Here is a 17,963-nt window from a genome sequence, read left to right as displayed (position 1 = left end):
CCTCATTCCCTTTAGGCGCTTAATTGGTTACGGCAATACCGCGAGACTTCAGGAGGGCTCGCATGCGGGCAAGCAGCTCGCTGCAGCATTCTATCCGCCCCGCGACCGCGGACAAATAGAGCCTTCCCTTGCGCTTTAAACCGGGTGCTTGATTAATCGTGAACGTACCAGCACTAAGCGGGAGAATTCCCTCTCCCCGTTCAGGCCGGAAGAGCAGCCCTTCGCGGTCCATAGCCGCAAGCAGATCGGCGTACTCCACGATTCCAAGGCAGATGACGGACAAATAGGTAAGGTTCCCCTGAAGCGAAAATTCGGCCAAATAATCGTCCAGCCGTTTTTTGATCAGACTCATCGACTTGCGCGCGTTAATTTCTACAATAGGCACGAGACTGCCGTCCGCCAGCAGCATCGAATCGACACAGACGTGGCCGTTGTAACCGCTCTCATAAAGCAGCTCGGCCGTTTTTTGCATCAGCTTGAAATAGCCTTCGCGCTCCAGCTTCTCTATGAGCTCCACACTTGCACTGAACGTGCCCTGATAGGCAAATTCGGCGTTCAAAACCTGCTGTACGGAAATGAGCTCATAGCCGCCGTCCGCATCAATATGGAATTGGCATGAAAAATCAGCTTCCTTGCCCAGCAGTGGCTCGAGCAGAAACAAGGTTGATTTTCCCTTCTGCTCCTGGACAGCGACATACCCGGCTATACGCTCCAGCGTCGCCGTGCTTTGGATCAGCAAGTTTCCCTTGCCAGATACCCCAAACGTATCTTTAGCAAGCACGGGGCCAGCAAGCAGCATAGCTTCGGCGGCGCGCCTCAGCTCCGTATGACTCCTCACAATCCTCGTAGGCGGGCCATACCCCAAACCTTCTCTCAGCTCTGCCGAATACAGCTTGGAATTCACGTGCCGAATCGTCTCCATAGCTGGATAACGCCCATCGAGCCGATAAAGCGAGGACAGCTCCTGCAAGCCGTCCAGTACGGCAAACGGCTCTATAAAGCCGCCTGGCGGAAGCAGCTCCTTATACTTGCGCACTGCCCCTTTATTCAGCATTTGCTGGAAGGGATTTACGTCCTGCGCTCCGCCGCTATCCTCAAGTGGCTCATCGCTAGTCCTGAACGTCAAGCCGATGTCGCTCAAATACCGAAGCTGCGCCGGAGCCACCGGATTCCGGGTAAGCAGCACGTCCGAGCTTTCGCAAAATAAAAATAACAGCTCGTCCATGGCGCCAACTATCGCCTTCGCCTGCGGGTCAGGCAGGGCTGGCAGCTTCGCCAGCGTCTCATCCCGCCACAGCGTCTCCGCATCGAAGGCGCCGCAATGGATCGTCGTTACGCCTCCAGCCCGCCTCATGCGCTCTTGGCTTGAATAAAGTCGCAAAATATATCGATAGACTGCAGATGCTCCATATCAAATTGGTCAAAATCGATTTCGATTTCGAATTCGTCTTCAATCCGGAGTATGAAATTAATCAGCTGGAGCGAGTCCAGCCCCGCATCGTTCAGCATGTCGGAAGCTCCCGTCAGCGTAGCTGCCAGGTCGGGCTCGTTCTTGATTTCGGAAATAATCGTAATAATTTGCGTCTGCAGCATTACTTGTTCTCCCCTTCGTTTCGTTTTCGAATAACCGCCAAAATATCGGTTTGCGGGTATTTCAAATTATAATTGGTTAAGTGCGGCTGCCGATTTTCCGTGATCGAAATGAGCTCCAATTCCCCAGGTAGTGAAGCCAGCACGTGCTCGATGAAGGCTTGCTTCGTAAAACGCCAAATGACGCCGTCAATAGACGAATTGGCCATATAACCCGCGCTCATTTGTTTGCCTGAGCCCTGCTCCTCCAAAATAACAGGATCCAGAATCCACAATTCCCCTCCTTTATTTAGTAGTCTTGCACATTCCTTAAACGCTTTTTTATGATGCCGGATGTGATGGAAGCACCTGGCGAAGACGATCTTGTCAAAGCTTTCATCCGCCTTGTCCACCTGATAAATGCCAGAATGGATGCAATTGTGCAGCCGGCCCTTCTTCATGCCGAATTGCAGATATTTTTCATTAATATCGAGATTAAAAAACTCGGCATGCCTCCATCCTTTCGCATGCTTGTTCAGAAGCCCCGTCCCGCAGCCAACCTGCAGCACTCTTCCTTGTAATTCAGGCAAAAAATGATAAACCGCTGTCGGTCTTGGAAAGTTCAGCACAAACATCGACAGCTCATACAGCCGGGGATGCTTTTCTACCAATCGCACGAGCTTGCTGACGTAGAAGGGATTTTTTTTCGTTTGCTTTTTGAAATCGCGTTTGTTCCAGAAATAATAAGGCGGGTACAGCAAGGCGTAATACATGAGGTAAATCAATCGCAGCAGCATAACGCCAAGCAGACTTGTGTGTCGACTGACCTGATGCTGAATCGGTGAGGTTGTAAGCGTTGTCTTCATTGCCAAGCGGGTGAACAACTCCTCTCATCTACAACATGGTCGATGTAGCTTCTGTGAGTCAATGGCCTTCCTCAACTTTATAGACATCGGTGTTCGCTGTGCAATAAGACTTTTTTGATGAACGGTTTCTTGCTTTGAATAAGTGTTATTTCCTTCTATTGCACTTTTTTTAAACATTTGCACTTTTTAGAAATCGTTAAGTAATAACCAATTGATTCAAGCATTTTTCCAAAAATAACGCCTCACTACGCTTTAACTGCTGCGTGCAGCGAATGGCCTTAACGATGTTGCTCGGGTCCCTTCTGACCCGCTGCTTCACACACCATTGATGAAGGATTACGGTTTGCTTAAGCACATCCTGCCCCATCGCAAACAGACCGTTATCGGAAATCAGCTTGTGAGCATGCAAGTACTCGATTCTTTTCATCATCCATTGCTTATGATTGACGAGCGTCTGAAGCGCTTTCATATGAATGATTGGCTGCTCTGATTCCAGCTCCCTTTCGAGGAATTGCTCAAGCAAATCATACACGCGCAGGCCGAACCAAAAGTGAATCCTTTGCGGATTTTTTTCAGTCAACGGCTTGGACAGCAAATACTCCTCCAATGACCTTGCGATAAAATGAACGTCAAGCTCAAAAGCTGGCGTACTTAAATCCCGGTATGGATACTGGATAATCTCTAGTGTCTGGCTGATACGCTGCCTGATGGGCCCTGCATGCCGAAGCGATTCTCGCAGCAGATCGAAGCTGACTGGTCGACCCGAGTCATAGACCGGCGGATTCGAAAAGTAGCCGGCAACATAGAACAGCTGCTGCGAAACATCGACGCCGTGAATGAGCAAATGATGCACCTGCTGCTTGGTTTGGTAAGAGGAAGTGCCGGGAATATAATATTCGTCTAGCGCGATGGCTAAATATTGATTTTTGTGCAAGCAGTCGATGAAGAAGGATAACGGGTCATGAAACCATGACCTCAATTGATCGATATGCAGCTTTGACACAAAGGTATAGGGCAGTTCGTGAAAAAAAGAATAGGATGCGAAATGAATAAAGTTGCCCTTATCAAATTCGGGAACGCCAAACAGATGGATGTAGTGGCTAAAGAGCCACGGCAGCGACAACGCTTCGTCCGTCAGCACAATTGCTTGGGAGAAAGCATGGTACGAATTGACATCAATGATCGGCTTGCGAAGCGGAAGGATATGTGCGGTGTTCACAGCTTCCAAATAGATCGCCTCTTTTCAGTGGGATAATCCCACCATAGGTTAATCTCTTTTTTCCTGCAATTGCACTTTTTTGAAATTAGGAAAAATCAAAGCGATTGGCGCTTCCGTTTCCGCTTTGCTCAGGAATGTGCAGAACTTCAAGTATTTCACCACATCGCGGTCATCGAATGATCTTAATTTACTGTGGTTATCATGCGGGGCCTCTGACTATCTGTTGTGGGTAAGCCAGAATTTCCATAATAGCTTGAACAGTATGAATATCCCGCATCATCTACGGTAAGCAATTTGGTGCAGAAGATGAAGCAGGCTTGGTTTTAAAAAAATTAACCATTATCAGTAAAGTGCGATATAAAAATAAAAAAGACCGCTAATCAATTAGCGGCCTACGTCCAATCTTGGTCGTACAGATTTGAAAATTAATCCTGAAATTTAATTAGTTCTATAATCAAAATAATCGAACTGTGCCGGTGAGTCACTTGGTATCCCATTGCCGGAAGCATACAAGCCAACGTAGACTCCTGTAAAACCGCCGGCCACTTCGCTTGACAGATAGAAACATTCTCCCCGTCCGAGCTCCGTCTCCTCCTTACCGTTCAATGTAAAGGCAAAGACATAAGTAGTCGCATCTGCTGCGATGCTTAGAAGGATGGAACCTACGGGAATGGTCTCCTCCCGCTCCACTTTCCACAAGGAGCCTATTCTCCGGCGAAACAGTACCGTCTTAACCCCGTCAATGCGAGTTACGGCAATCTCATAATGCCCCTTCTCATTCATATAAATGGTTAGGCCAGCTTCCTCTCCATCTCGAGTAGGCTCGAAATCCAGCAAGGCAGATACCTTACATTCCAAATGACGCTGCCGCTGGCCGACGAACGTCTGACGTTCGGTCCCATCAAGTCCCTGTTCCATACCGAGGAGCGTTAGCCAACCTGGCCGGCGCGTGAGCGAATACGCCTCTGGCACCGGATTGCGAAGGTAATTCCAATGCAGGTTGAGCGACTCGCTGTTAAAATCATCACGACAAATGCCTTCGCATTTACCTAGACTTCCTTCATAAAAGGATGGGCCCTCAATTTCTAATTGAGCCTTGCCATCATATCCGATAACAGGCCAACCATCATCCGACCACGTAATTTGAATTAAAAACGTTTCCCTACCTAAATGATGATAGAACGGATAACCAAGAGGACGGATACCCAGGTAGACTGCCCACCAGCTTCCATCATGCGCTTCGACGAAATCGGCATGACCCGTTGCCTGAATCGGTAAGCCGGTACTGCGGTTACTCAAGATAGGATTGCTCGGACAAGACTGGAATGGACCGTAAGGCTCCTTGCTTCTTGCAATTGTCACCATATGACCGAACTCAGTACCACCTTCCGCAATAAGCAAGTAATACCAATCGGCTATACGATACAAGTGCGGACCTTCGGGGTAGCTGCCTCCCGTTCCCTCCCAGATCAGCCTGCGCTCCGTAAGAATGGCTCCCGTATCGGGATCCATCTCCGCCTGATAGATGCCCGGAAGCTCATCTCCTCCTCCGGTACCAGTCACGTACACCTTTCCATCTTCATCGAACATGAGCGAAGGATCAATACCGCCCCACTCCAGCCAAACGGGCTCTGACCAAGGCCCTTCCGGCCGATCTGCTGTCACAATGAAGTTCCCACCATGCTGTACGTTCGTGGTGATTAAATAAAAGCGACCGCCGCGATAACGCAGAGTAGGTGCATAGATTCCCGTGAAGCTGAAGGCCCCGCCGCCGCTAGTTTTAGTCCCTAGAGGCAATTGGCTTTCCCTAGTCAGCACGTGCCCGATCTGAGTCCAATTGACCAAGTCGCTGCTGTGAAAGATCGGAATGCCGGGGTAATAGTTGAATGAGCTGTTGACTAAATAATAATCGTTTCCGACCCTGCATATGCTGGGATCGGGATAACAACCGCTCAAGACGGGATTGGAGAATTTCATTGTCTTCAACTCCTATAGTCCGAATAGCTGATAATGACGGCCCTGCCAGGTTTATTTGACAGCTCCGATCGTAATGCCCTTGACAAAATATTTCTGGAAGAACGGGTACGCAATGAGGATCGGAAGCACGCCGACCGCCGCAATCGCCATTCGCACGGAGGTGCTTGGCAGCTCAGAAATCGCTTGGCTCGCGCCCGTGCCGGCCGCGTTGCTGTTGCTCGTCAGAAACTGGATGTCCGTGATCATCTTTGTCAAAATAGTCTGTATACCGAACAGACGTGAATCGGTCAGGTAGATAAGACCGTTAAACCAATCATTCCAATAGTTAATAGCTTGGAACAGCCCGATCGTCGCCATGATGGGCAGCGACAGCGGAAGCACAATCCGATAGAACGTTTTGATCTCACCCGCGCCGTCAATGTTAGCCGCTTCGATCAAGGCAGGTGGAATGGACGTTATGAAGAATGTACGGACAAGCAGGACGTTGAAGCCGCTCATGAGCAACCCCGGCAGTAACAGTCCGAATATGGTGTTCTTGATATCGAAGAGTTGAGTGTACACCAGATAAGTCGGTACCAGCCCGCCATTGAATAGCATAGTAAAGAACACGAGAAACGTCCAGAAGTTGCGCAACGGCATATCCCTGCGCGATAACGGATAGGCAAGCGCCGAGGTAATCGCAAGACTAACCGCCGTACCGACAACTGTGATGAACACGGTAATGCCGTATGCTCGGCCCAGCTCAAGATGATGTGTCCACAAGTATTCGTAAGCAGACAAACTGAATTGCTCCGGAAAGAATGTATAGCCGTTCCGAATAATGCTTGCTTCGCTGCTAAGCGATGCCATGATCAGTAGCGCGAATGGTATGATACAGGCCAACGCGAACACCGACAGCGTTACATTAGCGATCCAGTTTATAGCTTTATTTTCGATAGCCATGGTTGTTATGCTCCTCCACTCGCCCTAGAACAAGGCGTTCTCCCTGTTGATTTTCCGGACGATATAGTTCGCGCCCAATACGAGCACGAATCCGACGAGCGACTGGTAGACGCCTGCGGCGGATGCCATGCCGATGTCGCCCAGCACCATAAGACCGCGGTAAACGTAGGTGTCGATGACATTGGTCGTATCGGCGATCGCTCCAGCGTTCATTGGCACCTGATAGAATAGGCCGAAGTCGGAATAAAAGATACGTCCGATGCCAAGAAGCATCAACATCACGATGACTGGCGTAATAAGGGGGATGGTGATCGCACGGATCTGCTGCCACTTACTCGCCCCATCGAGTGTTGCCGCCTCGTAATATTCGGTATCGATGCTGATAATAGAAGCCAGATAAATGATACAAGAGAATCCTACCGACTTCCATAGATGCACGATGGTCAGAATGTATGGCCAATACTTGGGCTCTGTGTACCAAGATATTTCGTCAATGCCCAGAAGCGGCAGTATCGTCTTGTTCATGAAGCCCGTCTCCATGCTGAACGCGGCGTAAGCCAGATAGCCAACGACTACGAATGAAATGAGATGCGGTAGAACGATGACGCTCTGATAGAAGCGCGACAGTACCTTTTTCCTCACTTCATTTAGCAGAATAGCGAACGCGATGGCGAGGACCGTTCCGAGAATAATGAAAACGGCATTATACAGAATCGTATTTCTTGTAATAATAAAGGCGTCACTCGTCTTGAACAGATACTCGAAATTGCTAAAACCTACCCAGTCGCTCGCGAAAATACCCTGAGAGTAATTGATGTTCTTGAATGCAATGAACATGCCAAGCAGCGGTAAGTAGTTATTGATCAGCAGGTAAGCAAGACCCGGAAGCATGAGCAGTGTAAGCGGTAAATATTTAAAGAACGTACGGTGTCTTTTTTTTGTATAATCCATTCCTATCTCGTCCCTTTCCCGAAAGGTCTCTTCTTTAAGAAACGATCCAATCGGCTCTGACGTCCGGTTGGATCGTTGTACGTTCTCATCCTATGTGCCGTTCGTAGCCGCCCACTCATTCAGTTGGCTCTGCTTCTCTGCAATAATCTTGTTGATGCCCGATTCCTCAAGCTTCTTGAGGAATTCAGGCAACACCTTGTCAACATCAACCGAGCCACTCTCAAGAACGCCTTTGTATTGTAATAAGACTGCGTTACTAGCGGCAATTTCATTCTTCACGTTGTCGCCGTTGAACGAGAAACCAAGCGCCTTGGATTTAGCAGCGTTCTGGTTGAATGCCTCCATTTTGACGTAGACGTCGGGTTCGTCACCTTCAAATACGTAGGACAGGAATTGGTTACCGTGCATCCAGCCATAGTTCTTGTACCCCACGTTATCGCCTGTTATACCATCGGGATACTTAATCATATTATCCTGGCCTTCCATCTTCACGTAATGCTTGCCTTCAATCCCCCAGTCAATCAGGTTAACAATCTCCTTGTCGGTATACATCAGATTCAGGAATTGTAGAGTCTTCGCCGGATTCGCTGACTTGGCTGCCACACCAATGGCCACGTTCGTGACCGTATCGGTCTTCGCTACAGGCTCAACCGTCTGCACCGACACCATGGGATGGCTGGTCATACGGCTTTCCTGGGCATCAAAGCCAGGCTTCATCTGGGTGAAATAACCTGCCGCTTTGCCGGACTTCACGATGGCGTGGTTTGATTCCGGATTCGTCGCGGCGTCCTTGAGAATGTAACCCGCTAAGTACCATTCACGAAGTTGACGCACCATTTTCTCGTATTCTTCCGTCGCAAACCAGTTTACGACGTTCAAGTCGGCAAGTCCGCTATTCAAAAGGACGCCAAGCTCGTTGCCCAACGGATCGTAGGTCCGGTAAGTGCCAAGTATCGTGCCACCAGCGAGATTTGTCGCACTAACCATATCAGGTTCATTCTCCTTCAACGTCTTGAACGCCTTGCCGAATTCCTCGAAGTTCTTAATCGTTCCTAACTCGATATTGTATTGGTCCACGAGATCCTTGCGCATGACGAACCCGAAATTTTGTGCCAAGTCCCGGATGCTCGGCACGCCGTAGCTAATGCCGCCGACCTTGGTCGCATTGTAATAGTCCTCACCAAGCGCGTCGATAATGCCCTGCGCGTTTTCCTCCATGATATCGCCCAGAGGATATAAAACACCGCGTGTGACTTGTGTGCTATAGTTGCCCAGCATGGCGATCATGTCCAGCTTCTCTCCGCTCGACATCATCAAGTTGATCTGGTTTGTGTAGGCGCTGTTGCTGATTGGCAGCAGCTTGACTGTGACATTAATCTTCTCTTTGGCGATCTTATTAACCTCGTCTTGGACGAGCTGAATGTCCGCAGGAACGTTGTCAAATGTTGGGTATGCGTATACGATTTCGTAAGGCTTCTCCTCGTTACTCCCTGCAGAAGTCGCTCCGTTCGAAGCGTTTCCAGCATTACTGCCGCCGCCCGAGCATGCGGACATCAGCATCGACAAGGCAACTAGCGCGCCTGTCCAACCAATCTTTTTGTTCATGTGTCATCCCCCGTATCTAGTGTCGTGGACTCTTATGTTCGCGAGCCTGATCTCATTGTACGGTCAATGGCAGAATAGCCACTACTCCGAAATCGACATGCCAGTTGACTATTATCGACTATTCGTTCATCTAGCATGGAAGCCATCTATTTGGAATTGGCAACGTATTTTTTACGGTACTCATGGGGACTGAGTCCCGCAAACCGTTTGAACCTCCGTGAGAAATGGGCAAGGTTGGAATAACCCGATTGCACCGCTATGGTGCCAACGGGAAGCTCCGTCTTGAGCAGAAGCTCCAGCGCAAGCGCCATCCGCTTGTTTATAATTAACTCTGTGACGGAATGACCCGTCTGCTTCTTCAGCAGCCTGTCCAAATAATCAGGATTTAAGAACATGTAGGCAGCAACGTCTTCCCGCGAAAGCTGCTCCGAATCCAGCCGTGCGTTCACGTATTGCTCGACCTTGTCCAGAATGGAAGGCGATTCCCTTATGCTCCGGACCTGATCCATTGACTTGCCGATTATATGCGTCATCCAGCCCACCATGTCGGGAACGGATCGGGACGCGTTGCGGAATAGGTCGGCAGACTTATCATCACCGAACAAAAGCTGCGCATCAATTCCCTCTATCTTCAAAACGTAGAACACCATTTGGAGAAAGTTATGATGGAATCGGTACAGCGAATCCACGTCCATACTCGCTGTCGCTGTCCACAGGAATGCCTTAGCCTCATCGAGTACGCGGCCTCCTTGTCCTTCCTTAAGCATAATCGACCAGGCATGCATGTCGGGAAACGTGATCGTTTCCCGCGTCTTACGAGCACTATCGTAGAGAAATACGTCCTTTGCAAGTGCGATATTTTCCTTGTCTAGCTCCCGCAGTCTTCCTACCATGCCATTCAATTCATGACCTTGAACGGCATTTCCGATATAAATAGCAATGTCGCAATAGAAGTACTCAGACGCATAATCGATTAACGGTCGTGCCTTCTCCTTGAACTGCTCCCGCAGCGGGGCCGCATCTCCTTCGATAGGAATGAGTGCCATCAATTCGCGGTCTGTAGTTGTAAACAGAAGTCCCTGACCCTCCAGCCCAAGCGTCTCCTCGCCACTGTTCTTTAGCGCATATTCCAAAACCTTCTGATCCCGGGGAGAGAAATCCTTGTGATAACGTTTCACAGAGATTAACAATGGTAACAACTGTAGCTTCTCATCGAATGGAATACCTCTCTCTCCTGCCTCCCGCTTAATGGAATCTGGATTCGAGGGGATAACATGGTGAAGCAGATCTAACCAGAATTGTTCAGCAATTAGCGGTTGCCGGCGCGACCAGAATTGCCCGATCCGACTGTATTGCTTCTCCTTGCTCTCCTTCATAATCTTCGCAACTACCTTACCTCCTACGCTCAGCAATTCGTCCGGCGGAACCGGTTTCAGCAAGTAGTCGAAGCTCCCCAGTTGCATCGCTCGCTGTGCCAGTTTGAACTCGGCATGGCAGGTCATGAAAACTGTCTCTGTGTCGGGATGATTCTCGCGCACCCAAGCTAGAAGCTCTAGTCCGCTTCCCTGAGGCATCTCGATATCACATACCATAAGATGGATTCTTTCCCGCTCGAAGATCTCTTTTGCTTGGCGCGAATTATAAGCAGTGAATACTTTATCGAATCCGAGAGAAGTCCAATCTATGTCACCTTTCAATGAATCTGTAAGCAGTTTCTCGTCATCTACGATGATCAGCGTAAGCATTAGTCCATACCTCCTGGGTCAAGCTTGTCCTTCTCTTTGTCATTTCGGGGCGAGAGAGGAATCGTCACGTCCACTACGGCGCCACACAGCTCCCCGTCTCTTAAGACAACCTGCGTCCGCTCTCCATATATCAATTGCAACCGCCTCTTCACGTTCCAAATGCCGATATGATCCCCTTCGTCGTCCACGATTCGCTCACCACGATCGATACTCTCCACCACAGTAGGGCTGAAGCCGGGACCGTTATCCCTTATTTCAATATGAAGGGCAGCTTGTGGTGTCTCGAGCATCTCAATTGTTACTGATAAGGATAACTGTTCATCCATTGTCATGGCATGTTTGATGGCATTCTCAACAAAGGTGTGCACAATCAGAGGCGGAACCGGTGTAGACAACAGAAAAGAAGGGGCTTCGATTTCGTATGTCAACTGGTCGGGATACCGTAGTTCTTGTATTCGCAAGTAATTGCGAATATGCTGCAATTCGTCTTTAAGCGCAACGAAGCTCAGATTGCTTTGGAACATGTACCTGAAGTACCTCACCAGACACAGTGACATTTCCTCCATGCGCGTAACGTCCTTCGTACGGGCTAGCATATACATCATGTTAAGGGTATTAATAAAAAAATGCGGCCTAATCTGCAACTGCAGATGCTGAAGTTCCGCTTTCTGCTTATTCAGCTGCTCTTCATACACGCTGATTCGCAAATGCTTGATCTGCTCCATCATGTTGTTGAACGTATCATTAACGACCTTGAACTCCAAAGAAGTTGGATAATCCTTGATCTGAGTGTCGAGATTGCCTTGCTGAATTCGGTTCATAACCTTGAGCAAGCGATTGAGCGGAAGTAAGAGCGTCTTCCGAAGCAAGAGCAACGCCGCTGCCAGAATCAGGACCGCGACGAACGGAAGGGAGTAGGAAATAAGCTTGTATGTGGAGAGATGCTGGAGCATCACATCCTCCGGGATAAACGCATGTAGGCTGAACTCTCCTTCGCGGGAATCTTCGCTAACTGCTAGGAATTTCTCCGTCGAGCCAGTGAGATAATAGCTTTCCGCTTGCGGCTCAATCGTAATGCCGTGTTCACTGACAAAACCTTGATTGACAATCGCGTTGCCGCGCCCGTCGCCTAGCAGCGCCGCTCCTTCTTCGCCGATGCCTAGCAGATCAAGCGGTGTCTGCAGCGACTCCGCGTTAGTCCACGCACCGACGATGGAGTCGTTGTCGAGCACAAAGAAGCGGAGAAGGTAAACGCGGTCGCCATTCTTTTGAACATACCACATCCTTTTTTGGGTGATCATCCTCATGTCAGAATTCTTACTTACGTTATCCGATATATAGGATTTAATGTACATGCGGTCGATCATGGTGGAACGGTCGCGGAAGGAGTATAAGTATTGATCATCTGAGGGTAGATAGACGAATAACCCGTCCAAAACGGGATACCGAAGGATAGAATTTGTTAAGTTCGACGCGATACGCTGCGACGCGAAAATGCGATCCTCGGGCTGCGGGGAAAAATCGATGTTCGAGAGATCCGGGTCCTGCATGAGCCCGATTAAATAATTATCTGCTTCGACAAGGCGTGCGTCCACCTGGTCACGATACAGCGTTAATAAGTCCTTGCTAGAGGCAGCCACCTGGTTGCGGACGACGTCGATTGCATAGCCATTCATATAAATCAGGAATCCAATCAGCGGCAAAACGATAAGAAACAAGCCTGCTATCATCTTCATCCTAATGGAGTGTATGCTGCCCCATCGGTCTATTTGCAAAGAACGATTCATTTCGTATATCTCCTTTCCTTACTATCCATGATTCAAATTCACAATTACTATGAGAGCTATTGTACTTCAGATCCAAGATGAATAAAACCTTTTGCATTTATCGGGAAATCTCGATATTAATACCCCATTAATAGCATTGCAATAAAAAAAAGACCGTTAATAAATCAGCTCCTGACGTCCAATCTAGCATGCACACATGCCGGATAGGAGTGAGAGCATACTCTAGAATTGTAAGTATGCGTAAGCAAATATATAATCAAGTAATCGAAACCTAGAGGTACGGGTAAAATTCAAAAGGGCTGGAGACAAAATTCGTCCCCAGCCCTTTCGTGCATTACGTACCTTAAATTTGATTATCAAAAGCTTCTCCAGTCATTCTGCTGAGCTTCTGATACGCCATCCACATCGATCATGGGACGAAAGTAGCTATCATCCACAGCAACCGTGATAAATACTCGGTATCAGCCATGTGCGACATCCTGCAAATCGCGAGAAGTACATTTTATAATGTTGACAATCCATTACTGAATCAAAAAGCCTTCAGGTAAGGCACCTATTTCTTCACCTTATAAAACTCATGATAAAGCTTCATCAGCGCCCTTTTCTCAATCCTCGATACATAACTGCGGCTAATTCCCAACTCCTTAGCAATCTCTCGCTGAGTCCGTTCTTCCCCGCCATGCTCCAAGCCAAATCTGCCCATGATGACTTCCTTTTCACGTTCATCAAGAATGACTAAATTTTTATAAATTTTACTTTTTTCCATTTTTAGCTGCACGGTTTCCACAATTTCATTTGGATCGCTTCCCAGAATATCGACGAGCGTAATTTCATTGCCTTCTTTGTCGGTGCCGATTGGATCATGCAGCGATACGTCCTTGCGCGTTTTTTTCAAGGAACGTAGATGCATTAAAATCTCGTTTTCAATACAACGGGCAGCAAATGTCGCCAGCTTCGTGCCTTTGCCCGTCTGGAAGCTCTCAATGGCTTTGATCAGCCCGATTGTACCAATAGAAATCAAGTCCTCCAAATCTTCGCCGGTGTTATCAAATTTTTTGACGATATGTGCAACAAGGCGCAAATTATGTTCAATAAGTAAATTGCGAGAATGTGTATTGCCTTCGGCCATTAGTGCGAGATGCTTCGCTTCTTCTTCTTCGCGAAGTGGCTGTGGAAAAGCGTTATTTTTCACGTACGATACAAGTAGCGTTAACTGTTTAATAAACAAAGCGATTGCAGCAAATAATCCCATCGTCTGGCCCCCCTATGCTGTATTACCGGGCATCCTAATCAGCCTCAGCGTACACCAACATCAATTTTACATTCTATGTAGGCGGGGGCCTATATGTGCATGTACAAGGAATTAGAATAAATAAACCAGTTGGAACTCGCAATAGCTTAATATTGCTTCGTCAGCACATAGCTCTCTTTGCCTCGAAAATTGGTATGAATAAAACCAATATGGTTAGTTCCTTCAACCTTAACCGTCTGGCACTACAACCATGCCGCAGGCTACTTTGAATCCTTTTTGATAAACGGCAGCTCGCCTATTGCGATCAAAACATCATTAACCTCAGCCATAATCGGGCCAACACCGGAATCCGAAAGCAAGGGAATGCTCCAGTGCTGCTGCGCCGATATTTTAGAAATATGATTTTCGCCGCTGGCTTGAATAATCAGCTCCCATTTTATAACCGGAACGTTCGTATGGCCCATAGACTTGCGAAAAATCGTCAGCAGCTGCTGATTGATTTCATCCGTCATCGTTTGAAAATTTTCCGCTACCTCAAACTCATATTGAATATGCAGCTGCGTACAAGGCTCATCCTTCACGGTTTCGACATCGGCGCTGCGCATGACAGCGAGAATCGGCGACAGCGCCGCCTCTTCCCTTTCGCGAAGCGATTCCGCCGTAAGCACGCTGCTCCATTCAAAATACATATAGGCACTCGTCTGATACGGCTGCTGGTGAGTCCTCGGCGTACAAAAAAACGAAAACTCGCGATCCAGCGACCTTGTCTCCAGCCGGTTTTTATTTTGATAAATATGCAGCCCCGCAGCCTGTGCTGCTGCAATCATTTCTCCCACGAACTGTTCGTACGTTTTCATACGTTTCCCCTTAATCTCTATGCTATAATTTTGGTCTTCTTCGCATTGTCGGACGAGTGCTTAATGATGCCGCTAAGCGGGCGTTTGAGCACGAGGGCAATGAACAGGCTAATGGCAATAAAGCCGAGCAGGAACAGCACATCCTTCAGCACCGTTTGCCACAAAATGCCCCCAACTGATTCGCGCAGCAAGCTAATCGCATACGTAAATGGCATAAACGGATTCAGCGCTTGGAAAAAAGGCGTCGTCATGCTGATCGGAAAGGTACCGCCTGAGCTGGAAAATTGAAACACCATAAAAATAATCGCAATCCCCTTGCCCGCATTGCCGAACACAGACAACAGCGTGTACGTAATAGTGACAAATACGATGCTGACGAGCATCGCAAATAATACAAACCACAGCTTATCTGCAACATAGGCGCCTAATATAAAAAAGTCTCCCAGCGTTACGCATAAAGCCTGCAATAGTCCAATCGTTAAAAAGGTGCCGAGGCGCCCCAAATACAGCTGGTAGCCGCTATAGCTTCCATTTGGATTGTCCGCCTCTGAGCGCAGCATTGAAATAAGCAGCGTGGCGCCTACCCAAAGCGACAGCACACCGTAAAAAGGCGACATTGCCGAGCCATAATTAGGGATCGCATACAGCTGGTTTTCCTTAATAAGCACGGGGCTCGCCAAAAACTCGCTTTCCTTCTCAATATCGCCGCGCAGCAGCTTCGCAAGCTCCGCAAAGCTGTTATCAGCCTTCACTTCGCGCAGTTTGTCAGCCGCTTTACGAATCGCTTCCTCCAGCTGCGGCAAGTCGTCGCGAACAAGTCCGGCAACGCGTTTCACGCTGTCTGTAAGCTCCGGGAGCTGGTATTGGACGAAATCCGCCAGCTTTGCCAGCTCTTTTTCCGCCTCAGGCAAATCATTCTGAACAAAAGCTGCGGCTGCGTCGATTTTTTTGCCGATGGCTGGCAAGTCATTGCGGATAAACGGCGCTGCCGTGTTAATCGCGTTCACGAAGGCGTCCGTCTTGCTTTGCAAAGTCGTCGCTATTTCATGCACCTTCGTGCGAATTTCCGGCAGCTCTGCCTGTATGCGGGTCAGCTCCTGCTGCCCAAACGTCAGCCCTTCACGCGCGGCCTTGAGCAGCTCGGCGATATCCGGCAGCTTGCTCTTTGCCGTTTGCAGCACATCGGACGATGCCGCTCCAAGCTGCTGCAATTTGCTCAAGCCTTCGGTGATCGCAGGCACAATATCGCTGTCGTAATGCTCCAGTACGTAGGCAAGATCGCTGCTCACCTGCTCCGTTACCGCATGCAGCCGCGCTACAATCTCCGCTGGCGGTGCGGTTCCCCGGTCCATCGCATCCTTAATGATGCCGAGCAGCTGAATTTGCGTATTCAGCTTTTCGGTGAGACCGCTCAGCCGCTGAATGGTCCCGCTTAGCTGCCCATCCGGCAGATGGCTGTTAATCGTCGACATCACCTTGGTTATGCTGCCGATTACGCCTGCTGCTGTACTGAGCCGCTCAGAGAGCGTCTGAACTTCCGCCGCGGTCGGCAGCTTGGTAAGATCAGCCTCCTGCAGCCTTGCTGTCAGCAGCTCGGCAGCATCAGCAATTTGCTTGACCAGCAGCAAATTTTGCTTCAAAGTCGGGCTAATCGCCTGAAATGCCTCCTGGCTCGACGCTAAAAATTCGTTCAGTCCATCCGCGAAAGCGATCGCGTCTCCCCCCAGCGCCTCAAGCTTCGGCAGCTGCTCCTCAGCCGTCGTCACAATGCCAAGCGCTGTATTCGTTTTGTCCAGCGCCGTGTCGACCACCTCGCTCACGCGGTCGAAATTGGCATCGACCTCCTGAATGCGCTGCGCCGCTTTCTGGATTTCAGGAAGCTTCTCCTGAATGATGAGCACCTCCGAAGCGGCATCGCTGATTTTCGGCCAATATTGCTGCAGCTTTAGCACATATTGCGCAGCTTGATTAATCTCCGGCAGCTTCTGCTGGAGCTCGATTATTTTTTGCGCCTTCTCGTTGATTTCCGGCAGCTTGCTCTCGACTTCCAGCACCTTCTGTCCAGCCGCTTCAATTTCAGGCAAATGGCTTTCCAGACTGAAAATGCCGTTCTCGACCTTGCGTATCGTCGGCAGCTCCGCTTCCACTTCTACGCCCGCTTCCTTCAGCTTCGTCAGCACCGTTTCGCTTACAGCTTCTGTGAAGCCTTCATTAATTTGCTTCGTGATGGCGGAAACGCCGGAGCCGGTTATTTTCGGCGCAATGGCATTCACCTTTTCATTGACCGTATAAACCACTTCCGGCCGCTCGATTTTGCCTTCGATAATACCGGTTATTTTGGCAGAGAAATCAGCTGGAATAAGCAGGCTTGCATAATAGGTGCCTTTTTCAACGCCATCCATCGCTTCCTGCTCACTTACAAACGTCCAGCCCAGCTTCTCGTTCGTTTGCAGGCTTGTCACTAGGTCCTCACCGATATTAACCGTCTTGCCTTGCACGCTTGCTCCCGCATCGAGGCTCGTGACTGCAATTTTAATGCCCTGTGTGTTATTGTAAGGGTCCCACACCGATTTAATATTGACCCAATCGTACAAGCCGGGAAGCAATATAATCGCTAAAATAAGAAAAATGCCGGTAGGCACACGTAAAATATGGAGCCAATCTGTTTTATAAATATGCCAAATATTGCGCATAAGTAGACCGCCTTTGCTATGTCAGAAGTTGTGGAGCGGCCTTTGCAATACCCGATTGCCGCTAATCAGACCTTAGTTTAGCATTAACAGGGAAAAGAAGAAATATCATGATGATTTTTTTCGGGGAGTATGGCTTGGAATAGCATATAAAAGGGGCAGGAAATTGTGGGGGATATTACGTACGGATTACATCCATTATTTCTTCCATTCATTGTGGAAGGTTCTTTAGCGTTATGAATGGATGCCCACTCTTTAACGTCATGTGATTGTTGCAGAAACAGACCACTGCGGCTGAGGCGACGGAGCTCGGCATGCTCACTCCTTTTTTCGAGGACTGAGATTCCGCTATTCTGGCTATTTACCCGATTTTAGGCCGTAAGCGGACAGGATGCTCTTCTGTCAATAGAGTAGACACGCCCATTATGCTATTTTTTCGTAATAAAGCTGTTCGAAACGCAAGGGTGACATGTAGCCAAGCGTGCTGTTTGAACGTTTTCGGT

At 48.8% G+C, this 17,963-nt stretch carries 13 protein-coding genes; all 13 read right to left on the bottom strand.

Annotated elements, in window-relative coordinates; all coding sequences use genetic code 11:
* Positions 1 to 19: 19 nt before the first annotated feature.
* Positions 20 to 1,381: an ATP-grasp domain-containing protein gene (locus AC50X8_RS30340; protein WP_494883278.1), complete on the bottom strand. Its 1,362-nt coding sequence runs from the start codon at positions 1,379 to 1,381 to the stop codon at positions 20 to 22.
* The gene (locus tag AC50X8_RS30335; RefSeq protein ID WP_056035458.1) at positions 1,351 to 1,590 is read right to left on the bottom strand and encodes an acyl carrier protein; all 240 of its coding nucleotides are present in this window, start codon (positions 1,588 to 1,590) and stop codon (positions 1,351 to 1,353) included. The genes AC50X8_RS30340 and AC50X8_RS30335 overlap by 31 nt, the downstream gene beginning before the upstream one ends.
* Before the next feature lie 2 nt (positions 1,591 to 1,592).
* Complete coding sequence (locus tag AC50X8_RS30330) at positions 1,593 to 2,435, bottom strand: class I SAM-dependent methyltransferase (protein ID WP_235533158.1); 843 nt, start codon at positions 2,433 to 2,435, stop codon at positions 1,593 to 1,595.
* Positions 2,436 to 2,631: 196 nt separating this feature from the next.
* Positions 2,632 to 3,663 (bottom strand): hypothetical protein, encoded by a 1,032-nt coding sequence (locus AC50X8_RS30325; RefSeq protein ID WP_056035396.1) that lies wholly within the window; start codon positions 3,661 to 3,663, stop codon positions 2,632 to 2,634.
* A 429-nt stretch (positions 3,664 to 4,092) separates the two neighbouring features.
* Positions 4,093 to 5,631 (bottom strand): glycoside hydrolase family 43 protein, encoded by a 1,539-nt coding sequence (locus AC50X8_RS30320; protein ID WP_056035399.1) that lies wholly within the window; start codon positions 5,629 to 5,631, stop codon positions 4,093 to 4,095.
* A 51-nt stretch (positions 5,632 to 5,682) separates the two neighbouring features.
* Entirely contained in the window at positions 5,683 to 6,573 is an 891-nt protein-coding gene (locus tag AC50X8_RS30315) for a carbohydrate ABC transporter permease (RefSeq protein WP_494862227.1), read from the bottom strand.
* A 24-nt stretch (positions 6,574 to 6,597) separates the two neighbouring features.
* On the bottom strand, positions 6,598 to 7,524 hold the full coding sequence (locus tag AC50X8_RS30310) for an ABC transporter permease (protein ID WP_056035407.1): 927 nt from the start codon (positions 7,522 to 7,524) through the stop codon (positions 6,598 to 6,600).
* Positions 7,525 to 7,614: 90 nt separating this feature from the next.
* Entirely contained in the window at positions 7,615 to 9,129 is a 1,515-nt protein-coding gene (locus AC50X8_RS30305; protein WP_056035410.1) for an ABC transporter substrate-binding protein, read from the bottom strand.
* A 146-nt stretch (positions 9,130 to 9,275) separates the two neighbouring features.
* On the bottom strand, positions 9,276 to 10,874 hold the full coding sequence (locus AC50X8_RS30300) for a response regulator transcription factor (protein ID WP_056035413.1): 1,599 nt from the start codon (positions 10,872 to 10,874) through the stop codon (positions 9,276 to 9,278).
* Positions 10,874 to 12,661, bottom strand: a complete 1,788-nt coding sequence (locus AC50X8_RS30295; protein WP_056035416.1) for a sensor histidine kinase — start codon at positions 12,659 to 12,661, stop codon at positions 10,874 to 10,876. The genes AC50X8_RS30300 and AC50X8_RS30295 overlap by 1 nt, the downstream gene beginning before the upstream one ends.
* Positions 12,662 to 13,214: 553 nt before the next feature.
* Complete coding sequence (gene sigK / locus AC50X8_RS30290) at positions 13,215 to 13,913, bottom strand: RNA polymerase sporulation sigma factor SigK (RefSeq protein ID WP_056035418.1); 699 nt, start codon at positions 13,911 to 13,913, stop codon at positions 13,215 to 13,217.
* Between the two features lie 260 nt (positions 13,914 to 14,173).
* Positions 14,174 to 14,770: a hypothetical protein gene (locus AC50X8_RS30285; RefSeq protein WP_056035421.1), complete on the bottom strand. Its 597-nt coding sequence runs from the start codon at positions 14,768 to 14,770 to the stop codon at positions 14,174 to 14,176.
* 17 nt (positions 14,771 to 14,787) lie between these two features.
* Positions 14,788 to 17,463: a YhgE/Pip domain-containing protein gene (locus AC50X8_RS30280; protein WP_494883275.1), complete on the bottom strand. Its 2,676-nt coding sequence runs from the start codon at positions 17,461 to 17,463 to the stop codon at positions 14,788 to 14,790.
* Between the last annotated feature and the right edge of the window lie 500 nt (positions 17,464 to 17,963).

It is taken from the genome of Paenibacillus sp. JT22N15 (assembly GCF_059383755.1).
This window is presented reverse-complemented; position numbering and strand designations above follow the sequence as displayed.